A 10,380-nucleotide genomic window follows, 5' to 3' on the forward strand; every position below is an offset into this window, starting at 1 on the left:
GCTGGGTCTTCCGGCGGTCGAGTAGGCGCGAAGTGCCGTATCGGGACCCATTCGCCCACCTACACTCGTGGTATGCCGTACACGCCGGAACTCACCACGCTCGGATATATCGTCGACGAAGCACGTGAGCGCGTGCTGCTCGTGCACCGAATCGGCCGCGACGATGATGAGCAGCTCGGCAAGTACAACGGGCTGGGCGGCAAACTGGAGCGGGGCGAGGACGTCGTCGAGGGCATGCGTCGCGAACTGCGCGAAGAAGCGGGCATCGAAGCGACGCAGATGGAGCTGCGCGGCACGGTGAGCTGGCCCGGCTTCAACGGCCGCGACGTGCTCGGCTTCGTGTTCCTAATCACGAAGTTCACTGGCGAGATTCCCGCATCCAACGAAGAGGGCACGCTCGGCTGGCACCGCATCGACACCATGATGGAGCTGCCAATGTGGGACGGCGACCGCCATTTCGTGCCGCTGGTGTTCGACGACGCGGTGGGCCAATTTCACGGCGTCATCCCCTACGACGGGGAACACTCGACGCCGGCGTGGCAGGTGTCGATACTCCCCGCCGCTACTCTGGAACAGTGACCGTGCTGCGCAACACCCTCGGGTGGATACTCACCATTATCGGCGGCCTCGCCGCGCTGCCCCTGGCGGCACTGCGGTGGTTTCCTGACCTCCAATACAGCTTCGACTACGCCGTCTATGCCGCCACCTTCATCCCATTCCTGTGGGTGTTCACCGTGACGCTCCTCATCGGCCTGACGCTCCTGCTGAGCGGCCTCGGCAGGCTGCTCGCGGCGGGATTGCTCGTCATTGCGGCAGGGTTTTGGGGTGCGCCGCTCATTGGGTCGATGGAGCCGGCCGATGGCGCCGACGGGGAACTCCAGGTGGTCTCCATCAACGCCGAGTACGGGCGGGCTGATGTGGCGCAGATTCTCGCCGAGGTGCGTCCCAGTACCACGGCGTTGGTGATCCAGGAGTTCACGCCCGTGATGCAACGCAAGCTCGAGGAAGCGGGCGTCGCGAAGCAGTTCCCTTACGTCGAGGGCGCTGCCTCCGACGACGCCAGCGGCACCGTGATCTACTCGAAGCTCCCCATGCGCAAGGTGGCCGAGCACCACGAGGTGTTCTCCAACTTCGTCGTCGAGATGACGGTGACTACCTCGGTTGGTGAACAGCCGGTGCACCTGGCGGCCATCCACGCTGCGCCGCCGACGATGGGCGCCGACGTGTGGCGACGCGATGCGCGCGGCATTCAAGATATGCTGCAACCCTTCTCCGGCAAGCCGCTGATGGCTGTGGGGGACTTCAACGCCGTCGCCAGCCACGCCACGATGCGCTCTCTTCGTGACGCGACGAAACTCGTCGATCCGACGTCGCAGAACCTGATCTTGAACCCCCGCTCGCAGCTCACGCAGTGGCAGCCGACGTGGCCCGTCGCGCACGTGATACTGCCCTTCGCAAGGATCGACCACATGCTGGTGTGGCAGGGCGGCGCGTGGTCCGAGCCGGCCTATTTCCGCGTCGATGGCACCGACCACAAGGGCATTCGAGGTGGCCTGTGGGTGCATTCCCGCTAGCCGCGCTCGAGGCGGCGTCGGGGGAAGACGATCCCGATTCGCTCGCTGCCGCCAAACGCCTCCGCCTGCAACACAGCCCCGAAGACGCCGCGTGGGCACTTACGCAGGTGCAGTTGCGACGCAAGGCCGTCGGCAAATTGGAGCGAGCCGACGAGATGCTGTTCACCCCGGCAGGGCTCGAACAAGCCACCCGCACGACGGTGGCGCGATGGCGGGCGCAGCGCTTCGTCGACGCGGGCGTGCGGCGGGTGTGGGACGTCGGTTGTGGCATCGGGTCCGAAGCCATGGCCTTCGCCGACGCCGGAATCGACGTCGTCGCCATCGATGCTGACCCCGCCACCGTAGAGATCGCGACGTGGAACCTCGCCCTCGTGGGGGCCGGGCCGGCGCGCCTTGGGCTCGCCGAGGAGCTCACCATCCCCGACGGCGACGCCGTATTCCTCGACCCAGCCCGGCGCACCGCACGCGGCCGCACGTGGAACGTCGAGCATCTCACCCCTCCGTGGAGCCTGGTGATGGAATACGTAGCGAGCCCTCGGTTCGTCTGCGTGAAACTCGGCCCCGGCGTGCCGAAAGAGATCCTGCCCGCCCACGCGCAGTGCTGCTGGGTGTCTGACCGCGGCGACGTCTGCGAAGCCTCGCTGTGGAACCAGGCGGCGGGGCACGTCGCCGTGCGCATGGGGTCGCCCGTCGCGGAGCTGCACCCTTCGGGCGCGCAACTCCCGGTGGCTGCGGTGGGGCGCTTCGTCGCTGAGCCCGACGGAGCCGCCATCCGTGCGGGGCTCGTCGCGGAAAGCGCGGGCGACGCGCAGGCCTGGCTGCTGGATGCGCACGTCGCGTACCTCTCGTCGGATCAGCCGCTCACCTCGCCGTGGCTCACCTGCTTCGAGGTGGACGCCGTGCTGCCCTTCGACCGCAAAACGCTCGCCCGCTACGTGCGCGAGCACGCCATCGGCACCCTGGAAATCAAGCAGCGCGCCCTCGACGTCGACCCGGCCGCGCTGCGTCGGCAGCTCAAACCGAAGGGCCCGAACCAGGCCACGATCATCCTGGCCCGCACCGTCGAAGGCGCTCGCGCCATCGTTGCGCACCGCTGCTGAACAGGCATCCAGCTACGCGTTCGCGGGCAGCGCGGTGCCGGCTCCGCGGTCGCGGATAGGCGCGACGGGCACCTCCGGCGCCTCATAGTGGGCGCCGCCGTAGATGCTGAGGCCTGCCTCAGCGATCATTCGGAGGTCTTCGCTGCCCGCCTGGCCACTGCCGGTGGCGTAATCGCCGAAGTAGATGGCGTTGCCCACCTCGAGCGCGAGCGGCTGCATCCAACCGAGATGTTGTTCGCGCCCCGCCGCGACGCGCACGTCGGCCTTGCCATGGACGAGGCGGATCATGGCGAGGATGCGAAGGCACTGCCGAGCGGTGAGCTCGTTGTGGTGAGCGAGCGGGGTGCCGTCGAAGGCCATGAGGAAATTGACGGGCACGGCGCTGGCGCCTGCGTCGAGGAGTTCGCAAGCCACCTCGACGAGCTGCTCGTCGCTTTGCCCCATGCCGGCGAGCAGGCCGGCGTCGATGCTGAGCCCGGCCTCGCGCGCCATCTGTACGGTGCGCACCCGGTCGGCGTGGGAGTGGGTAGTGCAGACGTCCGGATAGTGCGATGCGGAGGTGTTGAAGTTGTGGTTGTAGGCGTCGACGCCGAACTCCGCCAGCCGCTCGGCCTGCCCGGGCTTCAGGATGCCGATGCACGCGGCCACCTCCGCGCTCGGGTGACGCTCCTTCACGCTGCGCGCGATAGTGCCGACGCGTTCCACGTCGCGGTTGCTCGGCCCGTTGCCCGACGACACCAGGCACACTGAGCGCGCCCCGGCCGCCACGCCGCGCGTGGCGAGCTCGACAGCCTCGTCGTGGCTCAGCCAGGAGTACCGCAGGATGTCCGCGTGGGAACCCAGGCGCTGCGGGCAATAGATGCAGTCCTCGGGGCACTTGCCGGATTTCAGGTTCACGATGTAGTCCAGCTTCACCGCATCGCCGTGAAACGCCCGCCGCACGCGCCCCGCCTCCGCCACGAGCGGCACGGTCACGGCGTCGGGCAGGCGCAGAACGGCGAGGGCTTCGTCGCGGGTGATCCGTCCGCCTGCGATCACGCGGTCGGCAAGGTCGGTGAGATCCATGACGCGAAGCTCCTTCATTGAATACTGTTCAACGAGCACTGTACTTGCCCTCCGTGCACATGCCCACCGGAGGTTCTTTGGCGTGGTCCCGCTACTGCCGTGTTGGCCACATGGTGGGATGGCTTGCGGGTGGATTACGCATTGGCGGGGGCTGTGGTGCCTGCGCCCCGCTTGCGTGCCGCCACCTTCGGTATCTCCGTGGGAGCCATGTCTTCGGCCCCCAACACGACGTAGCCGCCGTCCGTCAACATACGCAGATCTTCGGCGCCGGGCTGACCCTCGGAAGTGAGGTAGTCGCCGAGGAAGAGCGAGTTACATATCTCTAGCGACAGGGGTTGCAGCGTGCGGATGTGTTGCTCACGCCCGGCAGAGACGCGCACATCCGCCTTCCCATGGACGAATCGAATCATCGCGAGAATGCGCAAGCATTTGTGTGCAGTGAGCTCCGCGTGGCCTTGGAGCGGGGTGCCGTCGAAGGGCAAGAGAAAGTTCACCGGCACGGAATCGGCCCCGACGTCGAGCAGCTGGAACGCCACCTCGACGAGCTGCTCATCGGTTTCGCCCATGCCTGCGATGAGCCCAGAGCAGGCGGAGAGGCCATGCTCGCGGGCGTGCTGGACAGTATCGCGGCGATCGGCGTAGTCGTGTGTGGTGCAGATTTCGTCGTAATGGGATTGCGCAGTGTTGAGGTTGTGGTTGTAAGCGTCGGCACCCGAGCCGGCGAGGCGTTCGGCCTGTCCTTCCTTCAAGATGCCGAGGCAGGCGCAGACCTCGACATTAGGGTGTTCCTTCTTGAGGTCTCGAATGATTTGGCCGACGCGGTCTACGTCGCGGTTGCTGGGGCCGCGGCCGGACGCGACGAGGCAAACTCGCCCGGCTCCCGCAGCGATGCCGGCGTTGGCGGCGGCGAGGGCGTCATCGTGGCTGAGCCAGGTGTACTTCAGCACGTCGGCTTCGGAACCCAGCCGCTGCGAGCAGTAGAAGCAGTCTTCTGGGCATTTGCCTGACTTGAGGTTGACGAGGTAGTTCACCTTCATGGTGTTGCCGTGGAAGTGCCGACGCACGCGTCCGGCGGCTGCGACGAGCGGGTAGGTGGCGGCATCGGGCAGGCGCAAGATGGCGAGTGCCTCGTCGCGGGTGATCTGGCCGCCTGCGATGACACGGTCGGCGAGCTCATTGAGGTCCATGGGGCAGCCTCCTTTTTTGAATGCTGTTCAACTCGTACTCTACCCGTTCGTTCAGCACTCGCATGCTGCGGCCTCGCCGAGTGCAAACGTTGAGCCCCACTGCGCCGGACCCCTGGGTTTCAAAGAGGGTGTGGCGAATCCTTCGGGTACCCGAAGGCGGGCGGCGACGAGGCGCCGCTCGGCTGTGTCTCGTCGGCCGATGCCGTGCGCGGATTCCAAGCGGGCGACGCGCTCACGATGCGTGCGACGGTGCAGCGCGCGGCACAGTTTTGACCCGGAGAAAGGGCCGAACAGCGGCCGGATTCTGGCACTCGGTTGAATTGAGTGCTAACAGGGGTATAGCTTTGGAGTTGGCACTCGACGTGGTTGGGTGCCAATGCCGTGCGGCACCGCGACGACGCTCGGCAACCCAATTAGACATTGCACCCCGGCGTACACCGCCGGGTTAACCAGACAGGAAGGTGTTTGACGTGGCAGTCACGATCAAGCCTCTTGAGGACCGCGTCCTCGTTGAGCCCCTCGAAGCCGAGCAGACCACCGCTTCCGGCCTCGTCATCCCTGACACCGCCAAGGAGAAGCCCCAGGAGGGCCGCGTCGTCGCCACCGGCCCCGGTCGCTTCGACAACGACGGCGCCAAGCGCGTCCCCATGGACGTTGTTGAGGGCGACGTCGTCGTCTTCTCCAAGTACGGCGGCACCGAACTGAAGTACGACGGCAAGGAGTACCTGCTCCTCAACGCACGCGACATTCTCGCTGTCGTCTCCAAGTAAGGAGCGCAACTCATGGCAAAGATTCTCGCATTCGACGAGGAAGCTCGCCGCGCGCTTGAGCGCGGTGTGGACACCCTCGCCGACACCGTCAAGGTCACCCTCGGCCCCAAGGGCCGTTACGTCGTGCTCGACAAGCAGTGGGGTGCACCCACTATCACCAACGACGGCGTGACCGTCGCCAAGGAAGTAGAGCTCCAGGATCCGTACGAAGATCTGGGTGCTCAGCTCGCCAAGGAAGTTGCCACCAAGACCAACGACGTCGCGGGTGACGGCACCACCACTGCCACCGTGCTGGCGCAGGCTATGGTGCATGAAGGCCTCCGCGCCGTCGCTGCCGGTGGCAACCCCGTCGGCCTCAAGCGCGGCATCGAGAAGGCCGTCGACGCGGTCGTCGAGGAGCTGCGCAAGAACGCCCGCGACGTCTCCACCACCGACGAGATGGCCTCCGTGGCCACCATCTCCTCGCGTGATGAGCAGATCGGCGAGCTCATCGCCGACGCGTTCGACAAGGTGGGCAAGGACGGCGTGATCACCGTCGACGAGTCGCAGACCTTCGGTACCGAGCTGGAGTTCACCGAGGGTATGCAGTTCGACAAGGGCTACCTCTCGCCCTACTTCGTCACCGACGCCGACCGCATGGAGGCCGTGCTCGAAGATCCGTACATCCTGCTGCATTCCGGCAAGATCTCCTCGATGAACGATCTCCTCCCGCTGCTGGAGAAGGTCATCGGCGCCAAGGGCACGTTGTTCATCGTGGCCGAGGATGTGGACGGCGAGGCGCTGTCCACGCTCGTCGTGAACAAGATCCGCGGCACCTTCACCTCCGTGGCTGTCAAGGCTCCGGCCTTCGGCGACCGTCGCAAGGCGATGCTGGAAGACATGGCCATCCTCACCGGCGGCCAGGTTGTGGCCCCCGAGGTCGGCCTGAAGCTCGACCAGGTGGGCCTCGAGGTGCTCGGCCGCGCACGTCGCGTCGTCGTCACCAAGGACAACACCACCATCGTCGACGGCGGTGGCGAGTCCTCCGAGGTGGAAGCCCGCGTGGCGCAGCTGCGCGCCGAGATCGAGCGCACCGACTCCGACTGGGATCGCGAGAAGCTCCAGGAGCGGGTCGCGAAGCTGGCTGGTGGCGTCTGCGTCATCAAGGTGGGTGCTGCCACTGAGGTGGAGCTCAAGGAAATCAAGCACCGTGTGGAGGACGCCGTCTCGGCTACTCGCGCGGCCATCGAGGAGGGCATCGTCGCCGGTGGCGGCTCCGCCCTCATCCACGCGGCCAAGGTGCTCGAGGACGGCCTCGGCCTCGAGGGCGACGAGAAGCTCGGCGTCCAGATCGTCGCCAAGGCTGCGTGCGAGCCGCTGCGCTGGATCGCCGAGAACGGTGGCCAGCCGGGCTACGTCATCACCTCGAAGGTTGCGGAACTCCCCGTCGGCCAGGGCTACAACGCCAAGACCGACGAGTACCACGACCTCGTGGCAAATGGTGTCATAGATCCGGTGAAGGTGACGCGCTCCGCGCTCGCCAATGCCGCATCGATCGCCGCGCTGCTGCTCACCACCGAGACCCTCGTGGTGGACAAGCGCGAGGACGACGAGGAATGATCTAGAGAGTCTAGACCTCGCATACCTTCGCAGCCCCGGGTGCCGTCAGGTCCCGGGGCTGCGGCGGCCTTTCCGCAAGCGACGCCGCAGACGCTCTTGGCGGGAAAAGAGTTTGTGGCCTATCCACAGCACGCCGATCAATGCGAACGGTAAGGCCGGCGGACCGCCGTAGGCGACGACCGACCAGAAGATACTGCCGAGTGGATGGTCATTGGTGAGCGTGCGGATGTCTGGGGGGTTGGTGCCATGCGTGCGCCCACCCTTCAGCTCGAATGACGAGACCTGCTGAACCCCCACTGTCCTACCCGTGACGTCGCGGGGCGAGAAGATATCGTCGTCGTTGGTGGTGCTTCCGTTAGACCACGCCACTGTCCCCGAGCATCGCTGACGCAGGCCGAGCGCGATGATGTCGGGAGCGCAGTCGGAGATCACCGCTTGGCCCGACATTTCGGGTACGAGGGTATACGCACCGCCCTGACTGCGGGCAACGTTCGCCAGCACGAGCGCCGCGAGAAAGATGCCACCGACGAAGGCGACCACGACCCCGATGGCTTTCCATGGCGTTTCCATGGGCGCTCCACTCAGTTCATTGGGCGATCTGACGCGCTCAAGGTTACGGGACGATGGTGCCGATATCGTCGGCGGGGTTGTGGAGGTCACCGCGTTTGCTGGCGCTGTCGCCGGGCTGGCGCTGACCATCGCCGTATGCCCAATTGGCTCCCGATGCGGCCCCCGCCCCGTAGCCTCCAGGGGGGACCTTGTGTGACTTGTGCATCATGTTCTTGCTGCGCTCCTCGACCATCTCCCAAGCCCGCGCCTCGGATTCAGCGAAGCGTCTGACCTTCCGCTCAGCGGTCTTGGCGCCGCGCATGTTGCCAGCCTCAGCGCGGTCGGCGGCTTTCTGCTCCCACTTCTCTGCCCGTCGCTGGTACAGCGGGATGTTGTTCTTGAGGTCCGACCTGTTGGCGTCGCGCAACTTGTTCAGCTCTCCCGCGAGGTCGTCGTACTTCGTTGACAGTTTGGTGAGGCGGGATGCGATCGAAGCGAAGAATTTCCCAATCTTTGAGGTCTCACCAGCGAGCTTCGAAAGTTTGCCGGCAGCGCGTGCGAACAGCCTCGACACCTTGCCTGCAACGAGCGCATATTTCCCGGCGGCCCAGGTCATGTACGCCGCGATGGTAGATCCGAGTGAGGGGATCCCTGCTGCGGCCGCGAGCAGCCCCTTTGTGATCAGATCAGTGACGAACATCTTGATCAGCGAGACGACGATCTCCTTCAGCGCTGAGACGATGGACGCCACGGTGTAGTAGACGTTTGCGAACGAGTGCAGTTTGTCGGCGATGTCTCGCTGCATTTCGACGGCCGCTGCCATCGCAGTGCGGCAGGCCTCGCGTGCCTTACCTTCCCAGTTAGTGAGGATTGCATTGACGTGCTCGATGAGCTGGTTGGCGGCATCCGCGGTCTGCTTCGCCGCGTCCTGGAGCCCGGCGGCCGCCGCCTCGACCTTCTCCGGGCTACCCGTGATCGTCTCGATTGCGGCCTTGAGCGGCGTGCAATAATCGAGGATCAAGTCGTAGATCGGATCGAGTATGCCGCCGACCAGCCAATTGACTGGGTCGATGAATATTCCAAGTCCTTCGAGACCGGCGAAAACCGGTGACGCAAAATCATCGATGCCGACTGCTCCGTCGCACCATGCATCTTTCGTGGTGATGAAGGAACCAGCGAGTGACCTTCCCGCTCTACTGAAGTATTCCGTGGCTAGATTCGAGTTATCCATGGTTAGGCCTCACAGACTTTCCTGGCCTCAGACTCAGCGAAGTCCTCCGCCTGCCGGTAGTTGGATGCCGTCGCACGTAAGTTCTCAGCGGCGACTCGGTTTTCATGGGCGAGGCCCTCCAACAGGCCAACCACTTCCTGATGCGCCGCAGCGCCGATGGTTGCCACGAAGGGAGCCCCGAAGACCCCAGCCATCATCGGATCGGGCGGCTGAAGTTTCGATGCAATTGCGAGGTGGCTCTCAGCCACCGACTCGATTTGCTGCGCGCCGGCATCAAGGGCGTCTGGGCTGACACAGAAGTCACTCATGGTTCCTCCTCTTGGCGCCCACACGGGCGAGGGTGGGGTCGGTTTCATCATGCAGACCCTGCTCAGAGAGCAGATCGTGGAGCGTCGCGGCGGCCTCGTCGGTGGCTTCGCGGTAGGCCGTGAGCAGATGGTGGATGAGCTGCTCCGGCCCGTCTCGGAGGGCCGCGGAGCGGAACTCCAAGTGCTCGATCTGTCCCCACGGTCCTGCAATGACGGAGACGGCTTCGTTGCGAGCCTCGGCAGTGACCTGCCGAAGTGCAGGCCCGAGCTCGTCGATGCGTGCTGCGATCGCCTCTATCTCGCTCCGGATCTCGGTATCGATCTCGTGCGCTGGGCGGGAGAGATCAACCATGTCGAACTCCCCGGCGTCGGAGAGTGCGATGAGCGAGGCGAGTGGGTCGTCGCTGTCGAGCACGGAAAAGAGCGGCTCGAGACTGGGGTCCGGCGGTAAATCGTCAACTAAGTAGATCGTCTCGTCAGGCGCGCCCATAGCTGCTGGCTGCACGCCCGACGGTGTCTCTTCGCGGCACGCCAGCACATCTGCTGGCACTGACGCAAGCACCATCTGCTGCAGAGCTGGATTGGCGAGTGTTGTTGCCGTGCTGCGGTTCGCCGCATCACAGGCCGCGCGGTAGGCATCCATGAAATGGCGAGACCATGTGACAGCGGAGTATTCACCTACATCTTTGGTGAGGGCGAAATCCAGGAGCTCACCCGATGCGCCTACTCGAAGTTTGATGCCCTCTTGCTCCACCTCGGCGCTCGTAGCCGCCAGCGCCGAGCGCTGAACGGATGCTGCCTGCTCAGCGCGCATGGCGCTGCTGGCGAGTGAGGAACAGAGGGCCTGGATCTCGGGAGGGATCGTTGTCACAGAGCAATCGTACGTACGAATCCGGCCAGTGAATGTGTCAAGGGGTGAGTATTCGGACTCAATATGTATCCGCTGCTGAGCGATACACAAGCGCAAGCTCACCCGATGCGGCCACTCGATCGTAAG

General features: G+C 65.1%; 12 protein-coding genes. 6 read left to right on the top strand and 6 right to left on the bottom strand.

Annotated elements, in window-relative coordinates; all coding sequences use genetic code 11:
- Nucleotides 1-72: 72 nt before the first annotated feature.
- From Q0X61_RS07785 to Q0X61_RS07795, 3 genes are read left to right on the top strand one after another with little or no spacing between them, the layout of a single operon-like run.
- A complete protein-coding gene (locus tag Q0X61_RS07785; protein ID WP_297741969.1) occupies nt 73-579 on the top strand; it encodes an 8-oxo-dGTP diphosphatase in 507 nt (168 codons plus the stop codon).
- Complete coding sequence (locus Q0X61_RS07790) at nt 576-1,574, top strand: endonuclease/exonuclease/phosphatase family protein (RefSeq protein WP_297741971.1); 999 nt, start codon at nt 576-578, stop codon at nt 1,572-1,574. The genes Q0X61_RS07785 and Q0X61_RS07790 overlap by 4 nt, the downstream gene beginning before the upstream one ends.
- Nucleotides 1,556-2,674 (top strand): THUMP-like domain-containing protein, encoded by a 1,119-nt coding sequence (locus tag Q0X61_RS07795; protein ID WP_297741973.1) that lies wholly within the window; start codon nt 1,556-1,558, stop codon nt 2,672-2,674. Before Q0X61_RS07790 ends, Q0X61_RS07795 begins: the two co-directional genes overlap by 19 nt.
- 12 nt (nt 2,675-2,686) lie before the next feature.
- Here the strand turns inward: Q0X61_RS07795 and bioB (Q0X61_RS07800) are convergent, their stop codons facing one another.
- On the bottom strand, nt 2,687-3,739 hold the full coding sequence (bioB, locus tag Q0X61_RS07800) for a biotin synthase BioB (RefSeq protein WP_297741975.1): 1,053 nt from the start codon (nt 3,737-3,739) through the stop codon (nt 2,687-2,689).
- Nucleotides 3,740-3,873: 134 nt separating this feature from the next.
- Nucleotides 3,874-4,926, bottom strand: coding sequence for a biotin synthase BioB (bioB, locus tag Q0X61_RS07805; RefSeq protein ID WP_297741977.1), 1,053 nt, complete (start codon nt 4,924-4,926; stop codon nt 3,874-3,876).
- A 99-nt stretch (nt 4,927-5,025) separates the two neighbouring features.
- On the opposite strand from bioB (Q0X61_RS07805), the gene Q0X61_RS13395 reads away from it, so the two are divergent.
- The 3 genes from Q0X61_RS13395 (at nt 5,026) to groL (ending at nt 7,295) form a co-directional block, all read left to right on the top strand.
- The gene (locus tag Q0X61_RS13395; protein WP_367270722.1) at nt 5,026-5,199 is read left to right on the top strand and encodes a LamB/YcsF family protein; all 174 of its coding nucleotides are present in this window, start codon (nt 5,026-5,028) and stop codon (nt 5,197-5,199) included.
- 197 nt (nt 5,200-5,396) lie between these two features.
- Nucleotides 5,397-5,696, top strand: a complete 300-nt coding sequence (gene groES, locus Q0X61_RS07810) for a co-chaperone GroES (RefSeq protein ID WP_297741979.1) — start codon at nt 5,397-5,399, stop codon at nt 5,694-5,696.
- A gap of 12 nt (nt 5,697-5,708) precedes the next feature.
- On the top strand, nt 5,709-7,295 hold the full coding sequence (groL, locus tag Q0X61_RS07815; protein WP_297741980.1) for a chaperonin GroEL: 1,587 nt from the start codon (nt 5,709-5,711) through the stop codon (nt 7,293-7,295).
- A gap of 45 nt (nt 7,296-7,340) precedes the next feature.
- On the opposite strand, the gene Q0X61_RS07820 is transcribed toward groL, so the two are convergent.
- Genes Q0X61_RS07820 through Q0X61_RS07835 form a run of 4 tightly spaced genes read right to left on the bottom strand, consistent with a single transcriptional unit; the run spans nt 7,341 to nt 10,254 of the window.
- On the bottom strand, nt 7,341-7,865 hold the full coding sequence (locus tag Q0X61_RS07820) for a hypothetical protein (protein WP_297741983.1): 525 nt from the start codon (nt 7,863-7,865) through the stop codon (nt 7,341-7,343).
- Between the two features lie 43 nt (nt 7,866-7,908).
- Nucleotides 7,909-9,075, bottom strand: coding sequence for a WXG100 family type VII secretion target (locus Q0X61_RS07825; protein ID WP_297741985.1), 1,167 nt, complete (start codon nt 9,073-9,075; stop codon nt 7,909-7,911).
- A gap of 2 nt (nt 9,076-9,077) precedes the next feature.
- On the bottom strand, nt 9,078-9,383 hold the full coding sequence (locus tag Q0X61_RS07830) for a hypothetical protein (RefSeq protein ID WP_297741987.1): 306 nt from the start codon (nt 9,381-9,383) through the stop codon (nt 9,078-9,080).
- Complete coding sequence (locus Q0X61_RS07835) at nt 9,376-10,254, bottom strand: hypothetical protein (RefSeq protein WP_297741990.1); 879 nt, start codon at nt 10,252-10,254, stop codon at nt 9,376-9,378. Before Q0X61_RS07835 ends, Q0X61_RS07830 begins: the two co-directional genes overlap by 8 nt.
- Nucleotides 10,255-10,380 lie beyond the last annotated feature (126 nt).

The organism is uncultured Tessaracoccus sp. (assembly GCF_947255005.1).
Classification (GTDB): domain Bacteria; phylum Actinomycetota; class Actinomycetes; order Propionibacteriales; family Propionibacteriaceae; genus Arachnia.